This is a genomic window from Protofrankia sp. Cr2, assembly GCF_963555885.1.
Classification (GTDB): Bacteria; Actinomycetota; Actinomycetes; order Frankiales; family Frankiaceae; genus Protofrankia.
The window spans coordinates 5747-27898 of record NZ_CAUVXG010000044.1 but is presented as its reverse complement, the minus strand read 5'-3'; the positions used below and the strand labels follow the sequence as shown (position 1 = coordinate 27898).

21 protein-coding genes, 2 tRNA genes, 1 pseudogene and 1 CRISPR repeat array are annotated in these 22152 nt (G+C 67.9%); of the genes and pseudogenes, 6 read left to right on the top strand and 18 right to left on the bottom strand.

Annotated elements, in window-relative coordinates; translation table 11 throughout:
• From U9978_RS17915 to U9978_RS17895, 5 genes are all read right to left on the bottom strand, one after another.
• The coding region (locus U9978_RS17915) for a replication-associated recombination protein A (protein WP_322762289.1) at positions 1-1347 on the bottom strand (1347 nt) is incomplete at its 3' end.
• 89 nt (positions 1348-1436) lie between these two features.
• Positions 1437-2333, bottom strand: coding sequence for an MHYT domain-containing protein (locus U9978_RS17910; RefSeq protein ID WP_322762288.1), 897 nt, complete (start codon positions 2331-2333; stop codon positions 1437-1439).
• 212 nt (positions 2334-2545) lie between these two features.
• Complete coding sequence (locus U9978_RS17905; protein ID WP_322762287.1) at positions 2546-3475, bottom strand: PaaX family transcriptional regulator C-terminal domain-containing protein; 930 nt, start codon at positions 3473-3475, stop codon at positions 2546-2548.
• A gap of 141 nt (positions 3476-3616) precedes the next feature.
• Complete coding sequence (locus tag U9978_RS17900; RefSeq protein ID WP_322762286.1) at positions 3617-4024, bottom strand: winged helix-turn-helix transcriptional regulator; 408 nt, start codon at positions 4022-4024, stop codon at positions 3617-3619.
• A gap of 24 nt (positions 4025-4048) precedes the next feature.
• Positions 4049-4345: a hypothetical protein gene (locus tag U9978_RS17895; protein ID WP_322762285.1), complete on the bottom strand. Its 297-nt coding sequence runs from the start codon at positions 4343-4345 to the stop codon at positions 4049-4051.
• Positions 4346-4648: 303 nt separating this feature from the next.
• Here U9978_RS17895 and U9978_RS17890 point away from each other — a divergent pair.
• Positions 4649-4721 (top strand) — tRNA-Asn (locus U9978_RS17890).
• Positions 4722-4750: 29 nt separating this feature from the next.
• On the opposite strand, the gene U9978_RS17885 is transcribed toward U9978_RS17890, so the two are convergent.
• Complete coding sequence (locus U9978_RS17885) at positions 4751-5767, bottom strand: LLM class F420-dependent oxidoreductase (RefSeq protein ID WP_416211025.1); 1017 nt, start codon at positions 5765-5767, stop codon at positions 4751-4753.
• 54 nt (positions 5768-5821) lie between these two features.
• Between U9978_RS17885 and U9978_RS17880 the strand changes: the two genes are divergently transcribed.
• A complete protein-coding gene (locus tag U9978_RS17880; protein ID WP_322762283.1) occupies positions 5822-6409 on the top strand; it encodes a DUF1353 domain-containing protein in 588 nt (195 codons plus the stop codon).
• Here the strand turns inward: U9978_RS17880 and U9978_RS17875 are convergent.
• Both U9978_RS17875 and U9978_RS17870 read right to left on the bottom strand, forming a co-directional pair.
• Positions 6386-7024, bottom strand: a complete 639-nt coding sequence (locus U9978_RS17875) for a hypothetical protein (protein ID WP_322762282.1) — start codon at positions 7022-7024, stop codon at positions 6386-6388. The genes U9978_RS17880 and U9978_RS17875 overlap by 24 nt on opposite strands.
• A 222-nt stretch (positions 7025-7246) precedes the next feature.
• On the bottom strand, positions 7247-7765 hold the full coding sequence (locus U9978_RS17870) for a hypothetical protein (RefSeq protein ID WP_322762281.1): 519 nt from the start codon (positions 7763-7765) through the stop codon (positions 7247-7249).
• Positions 7766-7982: 217 nt separating this feature from the next.
• Between U9978_RS17870 and U9978_RS17865 the strand changes: the two genes are divergently transcribed.
• A tRNA-Ile gene (locus U9978_RS17865) sits at positions 7983-8056 on the top strand.
• A gap of 84 nt (positions 8057-8140) precedes the next feature.
• On the opposite strand, the gene U9978_RS17860 is transcribed toward U9978_RS17865, so the two are convergent.
• The 8 genes and pseudogenes from U9978_RS17860 to U9978_RS17825 form a co-directional block, all read right to left on the bottom strand.
• Complete coding sequence (locus U9978_RS17860; protein WP_322762280.1) at positions 8141-9172, bottom strand: site-specific integrase; 1032 nt, start codon at positions 9170-9172, stop codon at positions 8141-8143.
• Entirely contained in the window at positions 9150-9326 is a 177-nt protein-coding gene (locus tag U9978_RS17855; RefSeq protein ID WP_322762279.1) for a hypothetical protein, read from the bottom strand. The genes U9978_RS17860 and U9978_RS17855 overlap by 23 nt, the downstream gene beginning before the upstream one ends.
• Positions 9327-9441: 115 nt before the next feature.
• On the bottom strand, positions 9442-10101 hold the full coding sequence (locus U9978_RS17850) for an NADPH-dependent F420 reductase (RefSeq protein WP_416211023.1): 660 nt from the start codon (positions 10099-10101) through the stop codon (positions 9442-9444).
• Positions 10102-10182: 81 nt separating this feature from the next.
• A complete protein-coding gene (locus U9978_RS17845) occupies positions 10183-11118 on the bottom strand; it encodes an SDR family oxidoreductase (RefSeq protein WP_322762277.1) in 936 nt (311 codons plus the stop codon).
• Positions 11119-11138: 20 nt separating this feature from the next.
• A pseudogene (locus U9978_RS24150) lies at positions 11139-11509 on the bottom strand (LLM class flavin-dependent oxidoreductase); the annotation flags it as partial.
• A 124-nt stretch (positions 11510-11633) separates the two neighbouring features.
• Positions 11634-12257: an NADPH-dependent F420 reductase gene (locus U9978_RS17835; RefSeq protein ID WP_322762276.1), complete on the bottom strand. Its 624-nt coding sequence runs from the start codon at positions 12255-12257 to the stop codon at positions 11634-11636.
• Between the two features lie 304 nt (positions 12258-12561).
• Entirely contained in the window at positions 12562-13296 is a 735-nt protein-coding gene (locus U9978_RS17830; protein WP_322762302.1) for an SDR family NAD(P)-dependent oxidoreductase, read from the bottom strand.
• A gap of 314 nt (positions 13297-13610) precedes the next feature.
• On the bottom strand, positions 13611-14234 hold the full coding sequence (locus U9978_RS17825) for an NADPH-dependent F420 reductase (protein ID WP_322762275.1): 624 nt from the start codon (positions 14232-14234) through the stop codon (positions 13611-13613).
• Positions 14235-14433: 199 nt separating this feature from the next.
• On the opposite strand from U9978_RS17825, the gene U9978_RS17820 reads away from it, so the two are divergent.
• Both U9978_RS17820 and U9978_RS17815 read left to right on the top strand, forming a co-directional pair.
• Positions 14434-15345: a LysR family transcriptional regulator gene (locus U9978_RS17820; protein ID WP_322762274.1), complete on the top strand. Its 912-nt coding sequence runs from the start codon at positions 14434-14436 to the stop codon at positions 15343-15345.
• 1039 nt (positions 15346-16384) lie between these two features.
• Positions 16385-17260: an NYN domain-containing protein gene (locus tag U9978_RS17815; RefSeq protein ID WP_416211022.1), complete on the top strand. Its 876-nt coding sequence runs from the start codon at positions 16385-16387 to the stop codon at positions 17258-17260.
• Positions 17261-17340: 80 nt separating this feature from the next.
• Here the strand turns inward: U9978_RS17815 and U9978_RS17810 are convergent, their stop codons facing one another.
• Complete coding sequence (locus U9978_RS17810; protein ID WP_322762272.1) at positions 17341-17505, bottom strand: hypothetical protein; 165 nt, start codon at positions 17503-17505, stop codon at positions 17341-17343.
• Positions 17506-17672: 167 nt separating this feature from the next.
• Positions 17673-19100 (bottom strand): ATP-binding protein, encoded by a 1428-nt coding sequence (locus tag U9978_RS17805; protein WP_322762301.1) that lies wholly within the window; start codon positions 19098-19100, stop codon positions 17673-17675.
• A 1044-nt stretch (positions 19101-20144) separates the two neighbouring features.
• Between U9978_RS17805 and U9978_RS17800 the strand changes: the two genes are divergently transcribed.
• Complete coding sequence (locus U9978_RS17800) at positions 20145-21494, top strand: tyrosine-type recombinase/integrase (protein WP_322762271.1); 1350 nt, start codon at positions 20145-20147, stop codon at positions 21492-21494.
• Positions 21495-21543: 49 nt separating this feature from the next.
• Positions 21544-22121: a CRISPR direct-repeat array (repeat unit 29 nt; unit sequence CGGATCACCCCCACGGGCGTGGGGACGGC).
• Between the last annotated feature and the right edge of the window lie 31 nt (positions 22122-22152).

Genomic DNA, 22152 nt, shown 5'->3' with positions numbered 1-22152 from the left:
TTGCGAGGCACGCGATTCGAACCCGTTCCCGCTCGGCTGGTAGTAGTCGCGACCCACCAACGAATCGGGCGCATACTGCTGGCCGACCACGCCACCTGGGTGGTCATGGGGATAGCGGTAGCCCCCGCCATGGCCCAGACGACCCGCACCCGGGTAGTGCCCGTCGCGAAGATGGACGGGTACCGGGCCGTCACGCCCCGTCCGAACGTCGGCCATCGCCGCGTCGACGGCCCGGATGACAGCGTTGGACTTCGGCGCCAGCGCGAGATGGATCACTGCCTGGGCCAGCGCAAGCCGTGCCTCGGGCAGGCCCACCGTCTCCAGTGCCTGCGCCGCGGCCACCGCCACGCCCAACGCACCAGGCTCCGCCAGCCCCACGTCCTCACTGGCCAAGATAATCAACCTACGGACGATGAAGCGAGGGTCCTCCCCCGCTTCCAGCATCCGGGCCAGGTAGTGCAGGGCTGCGTCGACATCCCCGCCGCGGATGGACTTGATGAACGCGCTCGCCACGTCATAGTGCTGGTCACCGGCCCGGTCGTAGCTGACCGCAGCCCTGTTCACCGCTTGCTCGACCGTTGCGAGGTCGACGCGGGCAGGGGCATCCGCCCCGAGCGTCCCACCAGCTCCGAGCGTCCCACCAGCTCCGAGCGTCCCACCAGCTCCGAGCGCCCCGAGAGCGGCGTCGCCGGCGGCCTGCAGCGCGGTCAGGACACGTCGGGCGTCGCCGCCGGCCAGGCGCAGCAGGTGAGCGACCGCGTCGTCGTCCAACGCCAGCCGGCCACCATAACCACGAGGGTCGGCGAGAGCCCGGTTGATCAAGACTAAAAGATCGCTGTCGGTGAGCGGCTCCAGCGTGAGCAGCAGCGACCGGGACAGCAGCGGTGCCACCACCGCGAAAAACGGATTCTCGGTGGTGGCGGCGACCAGCGTGACCAGGCCGTTCTCCACCGCGGGCAGTAGTGCATCCTGCTGGGTCCTGGTGAAACGGTGGACCTCGTCGATGAACAGCACCGTCCGCACACCGGACATCGCAAGCGTGTCACGCGCCTCGTCGACGGCGGCCCGCACGTCCTTCACCCCGGCCGTGACCGCCGACAACTCACGGAACCGGCGCCCACCGGAACCCGCTATGACGTGGGCCAAGGTTGTCTTGCCGGTACCCGGCGGCCCCCACAGCAGGACCGAGGTCGTACCGCCACCCTCGGCCAGACGCCGCAGCGGGCTGCCCGGCCCGAGCAGGTGACGTTGCCCGACGACATCGTCGAGAGTGCGGGGGCGCAGCCGGGCCGCGAGCGGACCCGACGTCGCGAGGGCCTGCTCGAGCCCGCCATCGAACAGGTTCACCCGCCTACCGTATGACCGCCCGCGCAGACGTCCGGCGCCTGGTTGTGCCGGAGCCGCGCTCCCACAGTGGCGTTCTCACAGTCGCGTTCTCACAGTCGCGTGACGCGGTCACGGCGGTGTCCCCGCCGCCCGCTGTCACCTGTCCGGCCGAACACGTCCACCGGCGGGCCTCCCACTGAAGGTGACGGCGGGCCTCCCGCTGAGGGTGCAGCCTGGCCGCGGGCATCGGCCGCAAGAGTGAAGACGTCGGTCTCGCTGACCCCGCCCAGGGCCGAGAAGATGACCATCGCCAGGATGGAGAAGGTCAGGACGCACACGGCGAGGCTCAACGTGATCGGGTCGACGCCGCGACCCGACTGCGCCACCCCGGTTGTGACGGCGACCCGGGTGGCGGCCATGCCCGTGTAGTGCATGCCGCAGACGGCTGCCGCCATCACCACCGACGCGGCCAACACGTGGTTGCGGCTACGTACCCGAAAGGCGATCCACAGCGCGGCCAGCGCCGCGACCACGGCTATCACAACCGAGATCGCGACGAGCGTCGGGTCGTAGGCGACGGTGCTGCCGGTCTGCATCGCCGCCATGCCCGTGTAGTGCATCGCCGCGACACCGAGACCGGCGATGAGCCCGCCGCAACCCAGTCGAGCCACGCTGCGGGGATTCGTTGCGACGACCATCAGGCCGATTCCCGACACCGCCACCGCGATAACGAAGGACAGCGCGGTCAGGCCTAGATCGTAGGTGATGTCCGTCCCCTCGACGTGATACGCGACCATGCCCATGAAGTGCATCGCCCAGATTGCACCGCCGCCGAGCGACAAAGCGGCGGAGGCGACCCAGCGCCGCCGAACGGTGGCCCCGCTCAGGGGAATATGTAATGCGCTGACCAGCGCGGCGAACGAACCCAGCAGCGCCAGGGCAACGGACACGCAGACGAACAGCAGGTCGTAGTCGGCCGTGTGATGCGCCGCCTCCGCAAGACCCATGAGATTCTCCCAACCGATGCCGATAAATGCCCTGTTTACCTCGTTTTTAGCACACCAGGGTATGAACCTGGTCGTGCCGAGCGCGCCGGCCGGTGGATACCCGGTCGACGGAACGGAGCCGCAACGGTTCCAGCGGGCTTCATCACTACTAACCGACCGGCCGGCAATCCCCTGACCTGCGGCCGGCAATAGGGGCGGGCGCTCTTAGGCGGTCAGCGGTCCCAAGTGATCGTATAGTGACGGACGAGGCCGCCCAGCTCCGGCGAAATCGCTATGATTATCTGGCATACCCGATCGACCGCACGTGGCGCGAGCGCATTGTAAATTTCGCCGAAAACCTGGTGTGCCTCACCCCGCGGCCAGCGCGCCGGCAGCAGGTCCAACGGCAGGTCGGGATCAAGACTGGGGAACCGTCGCCACGCGTCCATCACGGCGGTACGGGCAACCAACGACTCGGACGGGCACACCTCGCCCAGTCTGATCCGCCCCAGCAGGGGCGTATGGACGACAATGAACTCCTCATAGCGGGACCGCAGGTCGCGCAGATCCCACGCCTCGATCGGCGACCGGGGGCCGGTGATCCCGGTTTCGGCGGTGGCCGTCATGATGGTCGCCTGGGAAACGCCGAGTTCCGCGAACATTCGGAAGGCCGCATCCGCGACCGACCGGGGCGTCACCCACATGCCGTCATACAATGGGGCGAAACCCAGCCAACGCAGTTTGTTCCGGACTGCATGGCGCACATCACGCTGCCCCTCCGGAATGGAGAAGGCTGCCACCGTCCAGCGGCCGTCCCAGGTTGTGTAGGACTGCCCGAACGACAGAATGCGCCCGGCGTCCTCCCGCAGGGCGTCGGCAGCCTGACCGGTAAGGCCGTAGTACGTGTTGCGGCCGATCCGCGAGGAATCCAGCATGCCTCGGCGGGCGAGTCGGCTCAGTGCGGCACGCGCGCCAACGGTGGAGACACCGAAATCCGCCAGCAGCTGCACAAGAGCCGCGGACGGTATGTGCTCCTCACGTCCGTTCCAGTAGTCCCCGAGAAGTGTCGTGAGGAGACGCTGCGGCTGGACGCCGCTCTGCAGGCGAGGTAGGTCGACTTCTGACGAGCGGTCGCGGGTGACGACGGGCCCGGGAGTTGTCACGAAAGATGATTTTACGAGCATGGCCGCACCGGTCCCGACGACTCCACCGATGCCACCCGCCGACATCCGCCCGCCCGCCGATGTCCATCCGTCTGTCGGCATCTGGACGGCTGCCGGCATCCACCGCCCTGCTATGGGAACTCACGGTTCACCTCGGCCGCGGGTGCTCGATCCGCGTGGCACCCGCCCACGCGGGCCGAGCCGCGCCCACTGCTCCGCCCAGGCCGCGACCGGTTCGAGCACACCTTGCAGGCGACGCCCGTGCACGGTGAGCCGATAGTCACCAGCCTCGTCCACCTCCACGATCCCGGCCTCGCGCAGTTCCCGCAGCCGCTGCGACAACTGAGCCTGCGGAGCCGCCAAGCGCAGCGCGAGCGAACGGAATGTCGCCGGAGCCTCCCGCAGCTGCCAGAAAATCCCCAGCGCGTGCCGGCGGGCCAGCAGGTCGATCACATGGGCCAACGCGGCGGCCTGCTCAGGCGGACCGTCCGGCCGGGCGTCGCTGGGCGAGCCGCCGTGCGAGCCGTCACGGGAGCCGCTGGATGCCATCTGCTGACACAGGACCGCCGGACATCAGGACGTATGCACAGCGCCAGAGCCGTTCGCACTGTGCGCGCCGACCGTGCCGGCGAAGGTGCCGGTCGTCGGTGGGCGACTGCCTCGGCCGGTGACTCCTCCCACCGTCTGGCGGACCTTGTCAACGAGCCCACCGGCCTGGGCCGAAACGACGCCGGCCGCGCTCTGTACCTCCGGACGCTCCCGAACCGAGCGCGCCTGACGCATGATCACGTCATAGCGCTCCCGGCCCGCACGCGCGCCGAGTAGGTAGCCGAGCCCGAGCCCGACAACGAAACCGGGCCTGACGTACATGGTGCCTCCCGCTGGTTCCAAGGGCCTGAAAAGGTGCGGAAATTGGATGATCGCACCTCGTTGGCCCGGGTGGGTTGCTGGGGTCTCCACAGGCGCGCCAAACGCATGATCGCGCCTGTGTCACCCGGATCGGACGACGATCGGCAGGCTGTTGCCTTGCTGCGTGCCGCCTGCCCGCCGGTCGGTGGGCAGCGCTGCGCCCGCTGACCGACCTCAGGATTCCTACCCCGTCGACCGGTCCGCACGAACCTCAGGTACCCTTGCCAAGTCAGGTGCTCGGGACCGCGGTCCGGGGCATCGCGGTCCCGCGTAGCTCAATTGGCAGAGCGTCCGGCTGTTAACCGGCAGGTTACAGGTTCGAGTCCTGTCGCGGGAGCGCTATTAGTGCATGCGTCCGCGCATCGGTCAGGTGCGGGCCTGTCGCGCCGCGCCAGGTGCAACCGCGCGCATCACCGCGTCAGCGGGGTCGCCCCACCCGATCCCGAAGATGACGACCGTGGTGGCGCCGGCGTCCACGTAGCGTTGGATCCCGGCCCGGCACTGCTCGGGCGTGCCATGGACGATCAGCTGGTCGACGACCTCGTCCGGGATCGCCGCAACCGCGCCACGCCGGTCGCCCGCCGCCCACGCATCCCACATCGGTGTGAGCAGTTTCTCCCGCCCCAACCAGCGCTGGTAGGCGGCGTAGACCTCCACGTTGAGATACGCGGCGATCATTCGCCGGGCCTCGGTGCGCAGCCGATCGGGGTCCGGATTGGTCGAGACGAAGACCTTACAGACGATTTCCTTGTCCGGACCGACCTCGGCGCGCACGCTGTCACGCAGGTCGTCGGCGGACAGCCAGTTGAGGATGACGCCGTCGGCCTCGCGGGACGCCATCCGCAGCATCCCCGGCCGCAGCGCGGCGACCAGGAGCGCCGGTGGCACCTGCGGGACGACTCCGAGGCGAAAGCCGCGCACGGTGAAGGTGTCGAACGCCGCGTCGACTCGCTCACCCGCGAACGCCTGCCGCAGGAAGCGGACCATGTCCCGGGTGCGCCGATAGGGCTCGGTGAACGGGATGCCGTTCCAACCCTCGACGATGGGCTTGGAGGATGCGCCGATGCCCAGGGCGAACCGGCCGGGTGCGACATCGGCGAGCGTGGCCGCGGTGGTGGCCAACAGCGCCGGCCCGCGGGTGAAGACGGGCAGAATCGCGGTGCCCAGCCGCGCGGTCGGCACCCAGCACGAGGTGAGTGCCAACGGGATGATTCCGTCGGTAGTGTCGGCCTCGGCGGACCAGAAATCGGTGTAGCCGAGTTCGGACAGTTCCACGAACAGTTCACGACTGGCGGACAGCGGCACGTCGAGGACCGGAAGATGAACGCCGTAACGGGCCGCACCCCCTGTACCCCCTGTACCCACCGCACCACGACCGTCCATGCCACTACTTTCCGTCATTGATCGAAAACCTCCGAGTGAAGTAACGAGGGAGCCATGCCATTCGTCAGCGGCGGTGTCGTCGTCGAAGAGATCGATGAGGTGAGTTGGCGGGTCCTGGAAGCGATCGTGTATCAGGGCAACGAACAGCTGTTCACTGTCGAGAAGGACTTCGTAACCGACTTCGCGTCGGTGCCGCAAATCTTCACCTGGCTGATACCCAGGTACGGACGCTACACCAAGGCGGCCATCCTCCATGACTGGCTCTGGGGGCTGGCCGACCGTGGCGGCATCGAACGCGCTGACGCGGACGGAATCTTCCGGCGCGCGATGCGGGAACTGGACGTGTCCTTCTTACGGCGGTGGCTCATGTGGGGAGCGGTCAGGCTTGCCGCCGTCCGCGAGTCAGGACTTTCCACCCTGTGGCACCCCGGGTTCGGTCAGTTCGCCGCGTTCATCGCGGTCCTCGTTCCCGGCTTGCTCTTCGTGCTCGTTCCCGGACTCGTCGTCCTGGCCGCGCTCGGAGTCTTCTACGTCGCCGAATCCGTCACGTTCGTCCTGCTGAAGATCGGCGGAGGCCGGAAACCATCGGGAACCCCGGCAAAGAAGATCAACCGCCCGTCATTCCCCTGGACGTCGTCGTAGGGCCTGCGACCGGGCCGCCCGGGAATGGGCCGCCCGGGAACGCAGCGCGAGGGATCCGGCGAACAGCCCGACGGTGATGGCAAGCTGGCCGAACCACCAGGGCGCCAGTACATGGTGACCAGATGTCGGGCACAGCGCCGACAGCAGGACGAGACCCGCGCTTGCATAGGTGGCCAGGCCGTACCCGGCGCGTCGGCCGGCGAGCAGCGTCACGACAGCGGCGAGCAGGATCAGCAGGGTCACGTTGCCGACGGCGTTGATCCAGGCGGGTACAACCGGATCCGGGCCGTCCGGTACCGGCTCGATCGCCCCGGCGGTGATGAAACCGACCACCATGACCAGTGCCCACAGCCGCGGCATCGTGCGCCCCGTGCCCAGGGCGCGCACCGCGGGTCGGCGACGCCACCGCACCGCGACCGGCTGGCCTGCGAACGGTTGGCGTATCCCCGACTCGAGTACGTCCACCGGCTCAGGTACGGCCACCGGCTCAGGTACGGCCACCGGCTCAGGTACGGCCACCGGCTCAGGTACGGCCACCGACTCGGGTACGTCCACCGGCTCGGGTACGTCCGCGGGTCGCGCGGCCCGAAACACCTCCGCCTCGGTGTCGGGCACGGACGCACCTCGACGGGTCGTTATCGGTGCAGCCTCAGTTGTGATGGTCATATTCCTCAGGGTAGATCTGTTCATCCACGATCGCGAGCGCACCGCAGACATCGACTCATGCAGCCGGACCGGCCGCATTCAGCCGTCGTACCGGGGCGGTTACGTGTCGACTGAACAACCGCGTAACCGCCCCGGCGTCAGGCCTTGTGAGCCCCGCTCCGGGGGGTTACCTCAGCCGCTTTTCCTGGTACCGCGCTGGCCGGACGGAGCGGGATCACCGGTACCCATCCCGTCCTCGACCTTGATAACGGTGAAGTTCTTGTCAAGCTTGACGGTGACGAGCGAGCCGTCGGCTTTCTTCATGTGTGCCTCGTACTCGGCGTCACCGGCGTCGGTTTCGACTCGGTACACCGTGCCGCCGGGAACGGCCTGGAGCGCCGCTGCACGCGCCTTCTCCGCGTCGGTGCCGGTCAACTGTTTCTCGTCACTGCGCACCGGCGTTTCCCCACCGGCCTGATCCTGGGGCTGGCCCGCGGCGGTACCCGTGGTCGCGGGGGCGGTGGGGGTGGCTGTGGTGGAACTGCTGTCCGCCGCGGCCACCACCGCGGCAGGGGGGTTCTCCGTGGCAGCGGAGGCACTGTTGGTGCCGGCGAGCACACCGCCGGTGAGAGCACCTGCCGTCACCAGACCCGCCGCCCAAGCGAGTCCCTTCTTACTTCTGGTCCGACCGGTCGTCTGATCGTCGGTCATGGTTGGCGCGATCTCCTTGTCTCGTGGCCACCGGGCTGGCGGCCGCTACTGGTCACCTTCCGATCGGAACCTGTCGAGACGCTGGGTCGCGGCTGTGACGCACCTGTCGGACGGATCCCGCGGGCAGACGATCGCATCCGAGTCTCCGGCAGCGGATATGCTCGCCCCCGTCGGCGCCAGCCACCGATACGGTCGGTCTGACCGGCGCGGCGGTCCCGGGGCGGTAGCTCAGTCGGTTAGAGCAGCGGACTCATAATCCGTCGGTCGTGGGTTCGAGTCCCACCCGCCCCACACTGTCTGTGCAGGTCACGGCCCTTTAGGCGATCTCTGTCATGATCGGTAATCTACCCTGGCAGCCACGCTGGCAGCCAAGTGTCACGACGTGGTCTGCGCTCCCCCGCCAGCGTTCCGGTCGTCGGAACCCCACAGCGCCTCCCCCATCCGCGCCGCCGCGTCCGTCCGTAGTTCGGGCGCTACATGGCTGTATGTCCCGAGCGTCAGACCGATCTGCGAATGGCCGAGGATCTCCATGGCGACCCGGGCCGGCACGCCCTGGGCAAGCAGGAGGCTCGCCGCGGTGTGGCGGGCGTCGTGCAGCCGCGCGGCAGCCACGCCGGCAGCCTTGGCGAGCGCCTTCCATTCCCGCCAGTCCGCCGCCGGGTCGATCGGACTCCCGTCCGGCCGGGTGAACACCAGCCCGTGTTCGTTGTTCCAGAGATCCCCGGCCGTGACCCGGTCGGCCTGTTGACGCTCACGCTGCGCGCGCAGCATGGTGACCAGCGGCGCCGGAAGGGTGATCGTGCGTCGGCCGGCGCGGCTCTTCGGCCGGACGATAAAAAACCCGCCGCTGTGCCGCTTCGGGCAGTTCCCGCCCCGCTTGCGTCCGCACGGGTCGTCGTCGCAGCCGTGCTGCCAGGGTCGGCGTTGCAGTGCCTGGCGGACCGTCAATGTCCCGGCGTCCAGATCGACCGCGTCCCACGGCAATCCAAGCGCCTCTCCCTGGCGCAGCCCGAGCGCGACCGCCACCGACCAGCGCGCCCCGTTCGGCCGGGTAACCGCGAGGGTCAGCACCTGACGTGCCTGCCCGGCGGTCAACGGCCGCACCTCCTCCCGGACGACGGACGGGGCGTCCACCAGGGTGCAGACGTTGCGGGGAACCTTGCCCCGCTGAACGGCGACCTTGAGCGCCCGGCTCAGGATGCGGAAGCACTGCAACACCGTCGCCGCCGCCAGCCCACCGGTAAGGAGCCCGTTACGCCACGCCTCGACATGTTCGGGTTCAAGCCGGTCCAACCGGTACCGCCCGAGAACCGGGCTGATCCGGTTGCGGACATACCCGCGGTAGGTCGCCAGCGTCGACGGCCGGGATCTGCTCGGACAAGTACTACTTGAGGGTGTCGGAGACATCGGCGCCGTTGCGGGTGGCCAGTTGCATGTTATGGATCTCGTCGACCAGGACCATGCTCGCCGACGTGCCGATCGCGACGCCGCAGACGGCGTCGATGATGTCGGTCATGTTGGCGCGGGCCGGGATCGGCAGCCCGAGGAAGCGGGCGGACATGGCACATCCTGGCGGATCCGGACGGCAACGAGTTCTGCGTTATGGCCCCGCCCGACGCCTATCGGACGGGGCCATAACACGGCCGGACCATATCGCGGCCCGCGCCAACTTGCGGTTACCGCGTTGCGGTGGCCAGTGCCGCGCGGATGGCGTCCTCGCCGACCGGCTGGCCCTTCTCGTGCGAGAACGGCCCGTACGGGGTCCCCCACACCGGCGTGCCCGTCGCCTGCCGCCAGCTATCGGCCAGCGGTCCCGCGTCCACCACGCTGTACCCGATGGATTCGATGAATTCGGTCACCGCCGCCTTCGCCGACGCGGAGTCCCCGGCGATCGGCAGGTACGAGCGGTCGGCCGCCCCCGCCGGACGGGCGAGTGACAGCAGGTGCTTGAAGAAGATGTTGTTGAACGCTTTCACGAGCATGGCGTCCGGGATGTACCGCAGCAGCAGCTCGCTCGAGGTGAGCGACTTGCTGTCGAGCTCGGGGATGTGCCCGTCACGTTCGGGGCCGTAGTTGCACGTGTCGATGAGCGTCTTCCCTGCCAGTGGCGCGGCGGGCAAGTAGGGGAATGCCTTGACCGGCACCGTGACCACGACGATGTCACCGGCCGCCGCGGCCTCCCCGCTCGTCGCCGCGGACGCCTGCGGCCCCAGTTCCGCGGCCGTGTCCGCGAGCGTTTCGGGACCGCGCGAGTTGCTGAGCACGACCTGGTGCCCGGCCTCGACGGCGAGCCGCGCGATGGTGCTGCCGATGGCGCCGCTTCCGATGAATCCCACAGTCGTCATATTCTCAGCATCCCTCCAGAAGAGTCGAACCCTTGTCATCTGCCGGACTCGTTGCGATTCGGGTCCCTGCCATCAGATGGCGGAGAAGTAATGGCCGTTGTCCAAATCGGCGAGCAGGCTGGGCTGAGCGGGCTCCCAGCCGAGGGTCCGGCGGGTGATGAGGTTGGACGCCGGGTAGCTCTGCGTGACTATGTTCGCAAGGAACCCAAAGTATCCCGGCACCATCAGTACGTCCGCGGGAACGCTCACGACGGGCAGGCCCAGACGGCTGCCAATGGCCTCGGCGATTTCGCGGAACGGGATGCCCCCGTCCCCAACCGCGTGCCAGTATTTGCCAGCCGGCCCCTTCTCCAGCGCCAAGCGGAACAAGGAGGCGACATCGCGGACGTGCACGGCGTTCCACAGGTTCGCGCCGTCTCCGGGGTAGCCGACGAAACCCTTCTCCTTCGCGAGCGCGATCAGCTGCAAGAGGAAGCCGGCACGATCGGTCGTGCTGTGCGCGATGTTGGCAATCCGCACGACCGAAGACCGCACTCCCCGCTCAGCAAGGCCGACTACGGCGGTTTCCACGACGTTACGAGCGTGCAGGGTTCCCTTGTACTCATCGCCGCCGGGAAGGGCCGGGTCCTCCTCGGTGGCCGGCCGGCCCAGGTTCCCTGGCGAGCCTATGCTCCCCGCCGCGACCAGCGGTTTTCCGGTTCCCGCCAGTGCTTCGCCGTACGCGAGCATGATCGGGAGCTCCGCGGCGGCCACGGCGTCGATCCCGCCGGAGGGAAGCAGGTCTTGCCTGTGCGCGATGTGGATGACGCCGTCGGAGTCCGCGGCCGCCTCCTTGAGCCCGTCGAGATCCTCGAGGTCGCCGCGACGCACCTTCGCGCCATGCGCGGACAGCGCCGCCGCGGCCGTGTCCGACCGGGCCAGGCCGGTGACCTCGTGCCCGGCGGTGATGAGCTCGGGGACGATGTACGAACCGGAATGGCCGGTCCCGCCAGTGACGAAAACGCGCAAGTTGCTGCTCCTTGTCAATTGTCGTACTCCTGCTTCATCCACCCCAGCCCCACACCAACGCCAAGGCGGCCGTCGCTGAGCACGTCGAGCGTGGTCAGCAGCCGGGCCAGGTGCGGCGGCTCGTAGTAGAACGTGCTGAGCGTGCTGGCGTTCAGGCGCATCCGGCTGGTCGCCGCCGCGGCGACGGTCCACAGCAGCACCGGACGAGGGAGCGGGTCATCTGCGGCCCGTGGGCCAGATAGCTGCTGTCCACATCAACCGGCGTGACCGGGCGATCGCCGACCCACAGGGTGTCGTAGCCAAGGTCTTCGAGTCCGCGGCAGAACGCGCTCAGGCCGGGGGCGCCGCTGGCGGCGGGCCCGACAATGGGAATCGCGAAACCGAGCTTCATCGCGAGAGTCTCCTCGGGCAGGATCGTTCGCCAACATTGATATCCGACATCAGCGAGTCGGTGATCCATCAACCATTGTCAGGGCGTACGGCGCCCTGTTCGCCGGCTGCTCGGCCCCGAGGGCTCAGCCGGTAAATTCGTTGACGCCGAGGGCAAAGTCCCAGTGGCCAACCCCGTTGCCGGCGAGGCCCACCGTGACCACGCCCACTCCTTCCAGCCAGTGCGCCATTTTCAGGCCGCCGACGTCCAGCGGGCGCAGCCCGAGACTCTCGATGAATGCCGCCACGCCCGCCTTGGCCTGCGCATTGTCGCCAGCGATGAAGACGTTGGGCCGGTCCTTCTCCAGGACATTACGGAAGATGGTGTTGAATGCCTTCACCACGCTGGCGCTGGCCGGGGCCACCTTGGCGACTTCCTGCGCGATCGAGGTCTCCTCGCTGTGGGCCAGTCCGTCGAACGTGGCGTTGAAGGGGTTGCTGATGTCGACGATGACCTTGCCCGCGAGGGCGTCTCCGTACTTGGCGACGACCGGAACGACACCGTCGTACAACAGGGCCGTGATGACGATGTCCCCGGCCGGGACGGCGCCCCACTTGCCCGTCGTCGCGCCGCCGCCCAGAGCCTTGGCCAGGTCATCGGCCTTGGACTGATCGCGTCCCATGACCTCGACGGTGTTGCCGCCCGCCACCGCGAGCGTGCCGATGGTACGGGCCATGTTCCCCGTACCGATGAGGGTGATGCTGCTCATGAGGTGTGCTCTCTTCCTGGTCTCGAGGTGTCGCTCTGTCTCGTTCGTGCCGGGTCAGGCGCAGGGCGTCGGCCGCGACGTTTCTGGGCCAACTGCCGCGCCTTTCCCGGCACCTCCGGCTCGTCTTCCGCCGGTAGATTGGGATGCGTGAACCTGCCGCCATTCCAAACACGAATCATCGACAGCACGCGAATTCGGCGCCCGCGCAACACTTCGACGTGTTGCGGATGTCCGCCTTCGAGATCAGTTCGTTGTGGCGACTAGGTTGTTGTGGGGCGTGCCCGCGGCATTCCTGGTGTGTGGTTCACATGGCGGTGGTGCCGCCGTCGGTCACCAGTTCCAGCCCGTTGACGTAGCTGGAGTCGTCGGAGGCGAGGAACAGGGCGACGGAGGCAATTTCTTCGGGGCGGCCCATCTTTCCGCGGGGGATGAGGGACTCGAATGCGGCCTTGGTTGCCTCGTCGAACAGTTCTTCCTGCTTGGCGGTGGCGACCTGGCCGGGGGTCAGGACGTTGACCCGGATCTTGCGGTCGCGCAGTTCGTTGAGCCAGACGCGGGCCCAGGCCTGCTGGACGGCTTTGCTTCCCGCGTAGAGGCTCCAGCCAGGGAAGGCGCCGAGGGAGGCGTTGGATCCGGTCATGAAGATCGAGCCGTTGTCGTTGATCAGCGGCAGTGCCTTCTGCACGGTGAACAGGGTGCCGCGCGCGTTCAGCCAGAAGGCGCGGTGGAACTGTTCCTCGGTGATCTCGCCGAGGACGGCGGGTTCGCCCGTCCCGGCGCTGGCCCACAGCACGTCGATCGAGCCCTTTTCCCGCTTGACGGTGTCGTACAAGCGGTCCAGGTCGTCCAGTTCGGCCGCGTCACCCTGGACGGCGGTGACGTTGCGGCCGATCAGCTTGACGGCGTCGTCCAGTGCTTCCTGCCGCCGGGCCTGGATGAAGACGTGCGCTCCTTCCTCGACGAACAGTTTGGCGCCGGCCAGTGCCATGCCGGTGGATCCGCCGGTGATAACCGCTACCTTGCCATCGAGCTTTCCCACGATCACTCCGTTGAATTGATGGGTATCCGAAACAGTTCCCGCGTCCCAGTACGCACGCGACAACGCCATCCCCGCGTCATCTCCTCGGCAGCCCAGCGACGACCGCGGAACTACCGGGTCTGCTCCCGTTCCGGTGGGAGGCCAATGACGGCCCGATCACGCCTCGTCGGCCGAAAGACGACGTCGAGTTCGGCGCGGCCGGAGCGGTAGCTGCCGGGACTCGGGCTGGAGAGCGGGTCGCGAGACCTGGCCGCGGCCGTCCATACGCATCGTCGAACAGTGATGTGGTGCGAGAAGTGGTGGTGCGGGTGTGCTCAGCTGAGACTGCTGACGCCGAGGGAGAAGTTGAAGTCCCCCACACCGTGGCGGGCCAGGCTGATCATCAGCAGGCCCGCCCCTTCCAGCCAGTGCGCCATCTCCAGGGCGCCGGCATCCAGGGGGCGCAACCCGAGGCTCTCGATGAACGCCGATACGCTCGCCTTGGCCCGCGCGTCGTCGCCAGCGAAGAGCACGTCCAGCGGGCGGCCCGGGGCCAGGACGTGGCCGAAGACGGTGTTGAACGCTTTCACGACGTGCGCGCTCGCCGGGGCGGCCTTGGCGATCTCCTGCGCGGCGGAAGTGCCGTCAGGGGTGACCAGCCCGGTGGCGTCGGCGTTCACGGGGTTGGTGATGTCGATGATGACCTTGCCGACGAGCGCGTTCCCGTACTGGGCGACGACCGGCACGGCGCTGGCGTTCGGCACGGCGAGGATGACGATGTCGCCGGCTGGGGTGGTGCCGAATGTCCCGACCGTGACGCCGCCGCCGAGCGCGGCGGCCAAGTCCTTGGCCTTGGCCGCGTCGCGACCGACGACCTCGACGGCGTTGCCGCCCTCGACCGCGCGGGCGCCTATGGCGCGGGCCATGCCCCCCAGGCCGATAATGCTGATGCTGCTCATGGAGTGCCTGCTTTCTGGAGCGGGATAGCTGGACAGAACGCCACGCCCACCCCGTTGTTGTTAACGGTGGTGTCGTCGATGCCCTTGAATTACGCGATCAACGGCGCTCAATTCCACGGTGCCACTGGCCTGAGTGTGTGTCCAAGACCTCTTTCAGCCGTTGCGATACCCTGAAGGCATCGCCGGACCGGGAGGTTCCATGGATCTGGACCTGCGCAAGTTGCGCTACTTCGTCGCCGTCGCCGACACGTTGCACTTCGGCCGTGCCGCCGATGAGCTGCACATCGCGCAGCCGGTGCTCAGTCGGCAGATCCGTGCGCTGGAACAGGATCTCGGCACTCCGCTGTTCACCAGGGACAGCCACGGCGTGGCGCTGACCGACGCCGGCAGGCAGTTGCTGACCGACGCTGGCCCGCTGCTGGCCTCCGCGCACGCGGTCCGCCGCCGGGTGACCGTGGCCGCACGCGGCAGCCAGCGGCTAATGGTCGGCTTCCGGGCCGGTATCCCGGTCATCCCGGCGGCGCGGGCCTTCGAGGCCCGGCACCCGGACGTGGTCGTGGACGTGCAGCGGATCGAATGGGACGACCAGGCCACGACGCTGCTCGACGGCCGCATCGACGTCGGCTATGTACGGCTGCCCATCGACGAGACCGGCCTGCGCGTCACCCCGCTGTACACCGAGCCGCGGGTAGCGGTGCTCCCTGCCGGCCACCGGTTGGCCGGCAAGGAGGAGGTCACCGAGGCCGACCTGGCCGGCGAGCCGCTGGTCTGGCATGGCGACACGAGCACGCAGCCCACCAGGCGCCCGCACCCTAACGCCGGGTACCTGGTGCGCGGGGTGGACGAGACGCTCGAGCATGTCGCGGCCGGCCGGGGCATCTCGTTCCTGGCTCGTTCGGCGACCGTGTTCTACTCACATCCGGACATCAGCTACGTGCCCATCCCGGATCTGGCGCCCGACCAGGTGTGCCTCGCGATGGCGGCATCGCGCACCTCGCCGGTGGTCGACGACTTCTTCACCGCGGCTCAGGCGACGGCCGAGATCACGGCAGAATGTGGGAACTATGAAATGTGGCAGCTTGGAAGCGGTGCCGTTTCAAAGCACGGTTGAGCAGTTCGACTGACAACAGCGTGTGGATCGGACATCGGGACAGTTCCGCTGCTACAGAATGGGCTGAGATTACGGGCGGGCATTGCACATGCAGGCCGCTCGTCCGGCAGAGTGCGTCGCTACTGGCGGAGGCATGGGCTCGTTCGCGCTTGTCCTGTGGCCACGTATTAGGTGCGGGTGTCGCTGGCTGATGGTGCCGGTGACACTCGCGAGCAACGCCTGCGGCATCTCGATGGCGAGTTGCGGTAGGGCGGCCAAGGGCCTCGCGTGGCCGGTGTGGTGGCCGCTGGTGTCGGGGAACGTGGTCGGCGAGAGACCGGTGGCAGCCGGACCCGTTCAACGCCATCGGGTCGACGGGTGGCTGGCAGGGCCCCAGCCGAAGTCATTGGGCGGCAAGTAGTTCGCGCCGGATGTCGAAGCGCGCCGGCAGCGCGGCTGGCCGGCACGGCGGCATCTCGGCCAGAGCGAGCCGACCGAGGGAAATGGCAGATCGGTGAGAAACGGCGCTGAGACAGCCCTATGAGAGAGACGTAAACGGCCTGGTCACGGCGTCGCCGACGGACAACCCAGATGAGAACCTACAGACCTATTCGCTTCAGATGGAAATGCGATCTAGATCATTGTTCGGGCCAGCCGCGGCCCAGAGCCTCGGGGTCCGATGCCGTCGAGCTTCTGATCACGAATATGACAGTTCAGCGCTCGGCGGCGGGGGGCTCCCGCGTGTCCGTGGGATGCGCGCGGCGGCGGACCTGTCGCGGCGGTTGTCCGCGCCCCGGCCTGGTCGGGGAAACCCGCAGTGATACTGATACTCGGCGATCCTGGGGCCGTGGAGCCAGTCCTGAGTTCGGGGGGATGTGAGGTGTGGCCGATCTTCAAGAAGCCTACCGACGGTGACGGGTCGCGCCGACTGCCGAGCCTGCTGACTGTCGGTTCGCCGCTGACCGTGGCACGGGCGGCCCATGGCTGGCTGCGGCGCGGAATGGCGGCGCTCGCGGTCCCGCTGCCGCAGGGCGCGCCGGCCGACGTCGGTGAGTTACCCATGCCGCGGCAGCCGGCTCCTGCCTACCCGGCCGCCTTCTCGTCCGACAGTCCGAGCGTGGGTCGGGCGCGGCTGGCCGTGCTCATCGACGCAGACAACGCCCAGGCGTCGCTGGTCGGGCAGGTGCTGGCGGAGGTCGCCACATTCGGCACCGCCCACGTCAAGCGGGCGTATGGCGACTGGACGAGCACCAGCCTGAAGAGCTGGAAGGAACAGCTGCTCGCCCACTCGATCCAGCCGATCCAGCAGTTCGCCTACGTCGCGGGCAAGAACGCCACCGACGCGGCCATGGTGATCGACGCGATGGACCTGCTCTACCGCGGCCGGCTCGACGGGTTCTGCCTCGTCTCCAGCGACAGCGACTTCACCCGGCTGGCCGCACGGCTGCGCGAATCGGGCCGGATCGTCTACGGCTTCGGGGAACGCAAGACGCCGCGGTCGTTCGTCGCGGCCTGCGACAAGTTCGTCTACGTCGAGAACCTGGCCGACCCGCGGGCGGCGCCCGCACCTGCCGATCTGCCCCTTGCTCGGCCGGCCGGCGCCTCGCCAGCTGAGCCCGTGGCCGCCGACGGCGCGAAGCCGGCACCGCGCCAGCCCGTCCCCGGCGCCCGGCTTCGCGGTGACACGAATCTGGTGAACGGGCTTCGTGACGCCGTCGAGGAGGCGTCCGACGACGACGGCTGGGCCAGCCAGGCGTACGTCGGCAGCATCATCAGCAGGCGGTCCTCGGATTTCGACCCGCGTGACTACGGCTACCGGAAGCTGGGTGAACTGATCGCCGCGATCGACCTGTTCGAGGTCGAACGCCGCTCGGCCGGCACCGGCAAACCCGCCGTTGTCTACCTCCGCGACAAGCGTCCCCGCCGCGCCCACTAGCCCGAGTTTCCTAGCTAGTTCGATCTTGGCTGGTGTTTTCGCAGCTTATGACCAATGTTGATCTTCCGGATCTGTATGACCTAAGTCCGGGGCGCCCACCTCGCGAGGCCGAAGATCTCGGCGAGCCGGTCCTGGGTGGGAGTGGTCTCGGTCAGCATACGGCGCACCTTCGGACGGCCTCCGCTCGACGGGTAGATCATCACCGTCTCCTGGATGCCGGCGAGTTCGTCGAGCAGGACCCGCACCGAGAGCTCCAGCCCCTGGGAAGCCTGGGACGTCGACTGAGCTGACCCGGTCCTTCCGCGAGGTTGAACGGCGGAGAGCAGCCGGCCGTAGGTCGGTGGCTCGGAACGTGCGGATGGGTCAGACATGGTCCAAGGCGCGCAGTGGTTGGCGGGTGAGGATCGGTCGGCTATGAGTCCGTCCGCCGGTAGGTGGTGGCTTTGCCTCTGCCGCCGAGTTGAAGGATCAGCCCGCGACCGCGCAGGTTTCGCAGTGCCTTGCGGATGTTCGGAGCGGAGAGCCCGAGCTCCTCGGCGAGGTCGCTGACGGTTCTTTCCTGACGGGTCAGGGCCTGGTAGACGCGACGCTCTGTGGCGCCCAGCGGGGGCTCGGCGGTCGCCGCAGGCGTGGCGGTCGCGAACTGGTGGAGGACGACGGTGAACCGGATGCCACTGTCCACGTAGTGGGCTGGCGGCAGGCCATGGTCGACGAGGGCCTCGGTGACGGTGGGAATTCCGCTGGCGAGGGCTTCGATGACCCGAGCTCCGGTCTGCGGGGAGCGGACGTGCTGGCAGATCGCGACCAGTCTGGCGTTGCGGACGGAGGTCACCGCGTCGCGCCCGAGTCGGTCGACGGTGATGCCGTACAGACCGCCGGGATTGGCCACTACCAGGCGGTCCCGCAGAAGCCGCACTTCGACGGCCAGCCCGGCGGACCAGTGGTCGAGGTCGCGGTGGATCAGTGCGTTGGCGACCAACTCACGGAAGGCGACGAGTGGGTAGATCGGACGGTCACGAACGCTGCCGTCCATCTCGGCGACGATGGCGGTGTCGAAGGTACGTCGGGCCCAGAGCAGCGCCGCGTCAAGCATCCGCGGGACCGGCCCGCTGATGGTGACCTGGTTGCGGGCCCGCGTTGCAGCGGAGTCGGTGGGCAAGGGCTGCGCGGCGGCTTGGATGACGTAGCGAGGGAACCATTGTTGGGGATGGACCCCGAGAGCGAGCAGTCCCGCGACGGTTGGCTGCCCGCCATCCATCGTGACCCCAGCCCGGCGCAGGAGCTCGGTGTCGTCGGGAAAACGGCCGAGCCCGGCCGGGTCGCGTTCGCGGACAGCGAGTAGAAAAGCATCGACGAGTTCGCTGTCCAGGTCGTCGACGGTGGCGCCCTCGACAGGTGAACGGTCGAACAGCGGTGGCTGGCGAGCGGTCAGAAACCCCTGTTCCTCCACCTCCGACAGGGCGTAGTCGCCGTCGTAGCCACGTAGGTACGCCCGGCCGGTCGCGGTGACGCGGCAGGGCTTGGTCGACCGGTCGCACTCGTGGACCTGCGCAACCACGACTGCGGCCCCGTCGACCTCCCCGTCGTCGATCGTGAGACGGACCGGCGGTGTGAATGCCCGGGCACTGGCAGCCAGACCCTGCTTGAGTATCTGCGGGTCGCTGAGCTCGACGGGGCGGAACCCGGCCCGCTCGTCGAGCCCCAGGATGATGGTCCCGCCACCGGGCTGGTTTGCCAGCGCGCTCAGCGTCGAGGTCAACGAGACGGGTAACCCGCTGGCGGCAGACTTGACCTCCACCTCGGTGGTGTCGCCTCCGGCGGCGCGCAGGAAGGCGATCATCTGGCTCACGTCACGCGGCACACCCAAATGTAACCACAGCGGAGTTACATTTGGCGTGCGGCGGTTACATTTGGCGGTCGTGGCTCGCGCCCCAAGATCGGAGAACAGGGAAGATCGGCGGCGGGACGGTCGGCACTGGCTGCGAGGGGTATCGACCGGCCGCCCTCCCTTCGATCACAGGAAGGTCGACGCGACCACGACGCCCAGCGGTCACGATCACCGTGCGGCCCGGAAGTGCGCTGAACCGTGGAACTGGCGCGGCACGCCGTTTGGCCGACTCCTGCACCGTCGCCGGAGTCACCGCAGCGTACGTGTCGGCAGTGATCGTGATGGTGGAGTGGCCGCAGCCGCTCGGACACTTCCTTCAGCGTCTCCCCCGACTCCAGCCCCAACGTGGCCGAACTGTGCCGCAGATTCTTGATCAGAATCCTGGGCAGCTTCGCGTGCCTCGACAGCGTCTCGAAACGAGACGACACGGTGTCCGGATGCCAGGCTGACCCGTCCGCCTGCGTGAACACCAACCCGGAGTCCGACCAGGCCGCACCCATCACGAGCTTCTGCTCAGCCTGCCGACAGTGCAAGCGGCGCAGCGCCTCCACGACGTCAGAGTCGAGGACACCCGTCCGCGCTGACCGTCTGGTCTTCGGCTTCGACAGCCGGGCCTCAAGCGGAACTCCCCACCAAGAAAATCTTGATGGGGATGAGGCGAGCGTCGTGGAGGAGCCAGTTGACGACGGCAGCGGTCAGCACCGAGGACACCGACAACCCGAACACTGATCGAGATCGCCACCCGTCGCGATCATCATTGGATCTCGACGGATACCACAATTGATCTCGGTGGACTCGGGTGGAATTGAACCACCGGCCTCTTCCTTATCAGGGAACGTAAACATCCAATTTTGATAGTTCAGTTGATCTGAAAATCACTCTAAGATGCTGGTCAGAGGGCAATTTTGATGCCGTCTCCTGTCGCGGGATATCGCCTCAGGCGTCCGCGTCCGCGGACAAATTGCGGACAAACGATCAACGCTTGGAGCGGTCGGAATGGGCTACTCAAAGAAGCGGACCGGCAAGAACAGCAAGACGCGCTACACCGCGTGCTACCTCGATCTGCGAGGCCAGCTGCGCTCCGCCGGCACCTACGGTGTCAAGAAGGACGCCGACCGGGCATGGCAGGCCGCCGAGGTGAAGCAGAACGAGGGACGGGTCGGCGACCCGAAACGCGGCCGGCAGACCTTCGAGCAATACGTCACCAGGACGTGGTTTCCCAACCATCTGATTGAGCCGAGCACCCGAGGCGTCTACCGCTACTGCGTGAAGGCCCACATCATGCCGTGGTTCCAGACGATGCGGATGTTCGAGATCATGCCCGGCGACGTCCGGGAGTGGGTCACCGACCAGATCAGCCGCGGCCTGAGTCCGAGTGCGATCTCGAAGAACATGACGATCCTCGGCGCGATCTTCACAACGGCACTGAACGATCAGGTGACCTTCCTGCACCCCTGCCGGGGAGTCAGGACTCCGGAAGTTCCGATCAAACCGCTTGAGATCATCGCACCCGAGCAGTTCGACCGGATCTACGATGCGCTCGACAACCCGGTCTTCCGACTCCTCGTCGAGCTGGACATCGAAAGCGGCATGCGCTGGGGCGAGCTGACGGAACTACGGCCTCGAGACGTCAACCTCACCGCCGGGATCGTGACCGTCAGCCGTGCTGTGGTGCCGGTGAGCCCGCAGGACCACCCCACCGGCGGCCGGTTCCTCGTCCAGGAATACCCGAAGGACAAGGAATACCGACGCTTCACGATCAGCGCACAGGTAATCGACAAGCTGCGTGAGTACATCCAGCTACGAGGGCTCGGACCGGACGATCTACTGTTCCCCATGCCGGAGCAGGACACGCCCGCCGCTCCCCGACCTGCCGACCCGGCCGGCGAGGACGACACGCTCGGGTTAACCGAACCGAACGCGAAAGGCCGCCAGTACCGCCACGGTACGATCACCGCCTACTCGATGGCGCCGTGCCGCTGTCAGCACTGCAAAAGCGCCTACGCGGCCTACCGGGCGAAGCGCCGCGCCGCAGGCAAGGACAACCCACGCAAGGTCCGCCGCCAGCGGGACACCGACGGTCATATCCCGGGCGACTGGTTCCGCAAACAGATCTGGCACCCGGCGGTGGCGGCGGCCGGGATCGGGCGACGGGTTCGTGTTCACGACTTGCGCCACGCTCACGCATCCTGGCTCCTCGCCGGTGGCGCCGACCTCCAGGTCGTGAAAGAGCGCATGGGTCACGGCTCGATCGCCACAACACAACGCTACCTGCACACGCTGCCCACCGCTGATGAGACTGCCCTCAACGCGCTCGACCGCATCCGCGGTCGCCGGACCGCGTAAATTCACGGTCAGCGAGTGACCGCCTCCCGTTCCGAACTGCTGTCCGTCGCGGGTCACCCCCACGGGCGTGGGGACGGCCTCATCCCAGCAGGCCGCGTTTCCCCTCCAGGCGGATCACCCCCACGGGCGTAGGGACGGCCGTGCATGCCGGTAGATTTTTTCCGCGAGTTCAGGATCACCCCCACGGGCGTGGGGACGGCTATCGGGACCCGCCACAGCTGGCGATCTACCACGGATCACCCCCACGGGCGTGGGGACGGCGGCATTCGCGCGCGCGGCAACTGCGGAAGAGGCGGATCACCCCCACGGGCGTGGGGACGGCGGCATTCGCGCGCGCGGCAACTGCGGAAGAGGCGGATCACCCCCACGGGCGTGGGGACGGCTTCCTCCTGCGCCGCGATGGATGCGTCCAACGCGGATCACCCCCACGGGCGTGGGGACGGCTGCGCCGTCATGCCGCGCCTGCATGGGGTTTGCGGATCACCCCCACGGGCGTGGGGACGGCCACGGCCACCGGTGTTGTCGCAGGTCATAAGCCGGATCACCCCCACGGGCGTGGGGACGGCTATCGGGACCCGCCACAGCTGGCGATCTACCACGGATCACCCCCACGGGCGTGGGGACGGCGTACTCGACCACGACGGATAGGTGTCCGTCG

Excerpts from the sequence above, each read along its gene's own strand:
- U9978_RS17910 (WP_322762288.1), bottom strand. The coding sequence starts at position 2,333 with ATGGGTCTTGCGGAGGCGGCGCATCACACGGCCGACTACGACCTGCTG.
- U9978_RS17900 (WP_322762286.1), bottom strand. The coding sequence starts at position 4,024 with ATGGCATCCAGCGGCTCCCGTGACGGCTCGCACGGCGGCTCGCCCAGC.
- U9978_RS17895 (WP_322762285.1), bottom strand. The coding sequence starts at position 4,345 with ATGTACGTCAGGCCCGGTTTCGTTGTCGGGCTCGGGCTCGGCTACCTA.
- U9978_RS17885 (WP_416211025.1), bottom strand. The coding sequence starts at position 5,767 with ATGGACGGTCGTGGTGCGGTGGGTACAGGGGGTACAGGGGGTGCGGCC.
- U9978_RS17880 (WP_322762283.1), top strand. The coding sequence starts at position 5,822 with ATGCCATTCGTCAGCGGCGGTGTCGTCGTCGAAGAGATCGATGAGGTG.
- U9978_RS17870 (WP_322762281.1), bottom strand. The coding sequence starts at position 7,765 with ATGACCGACGATCAGACGACCGGTCGGACCAGAAGTAAGAAGGGACTC.
- U9978_RS17860 (WP_322762280.1), bottom strand. The coding sequence starts at position 9,172 with ATGTCTCCGACACCCTCAAGTAGTACTTGTCCGAGCAGATCCCGGCCG.
- U9978_RS17855 (WP_322762279.1), bottom strand. The coding sequence starts at position 9,326 with ATGTCCGCCCGCTTCCTCGGGCTGCCGATCCCGGCCCGCGCCAACATG.
- U9978_RS17835 (WP_322762276.1), bottom strand. The coding sequence starts at position 12,257 with ATGAGCAGCATCACCCTCATCGGTACGGGGAACATGGCCCGTACCATC.
- U9978_RS17825 (WP_322762275.1), bottom strand. The coding sequence starts at position 14,234 with ATGAGCAGCATCAGCATTATCGGCCTGGGGGGCATGGCCCGCGCCATA.
- U9978_RS17820 (WP_322762274.1), top strand. The coding sequence starts at position 14,434 with ATGGATCTGGACCTGCGCAAGTTGCGCTACTTCGTCGCCGTCGCCGAC.
- U9978_RS17815 (WP_416211022.1), top strand. The coding sequence starts at position 16,385 with ATGCCGCGGCAGCCGGCTCCTGCCTACCCGGCCGCCTTCTCGTCCGAC.
- U9978_RS17805 (WP_322762301.1), bottom strand. The coding sequence starts at position 19,100 with ATGATCGCCTTCCTGCGCGCCGCCGGAGGCGACACCACCGAGGTGGAG.
- U9978_RS17800 (WP_322762271.1), top strand. The coding sequence starts at position 20,145 with ATGGGCTACTCAAAGAAGCGGACCGGCAAGAACAGCAAGACGCGCTAC.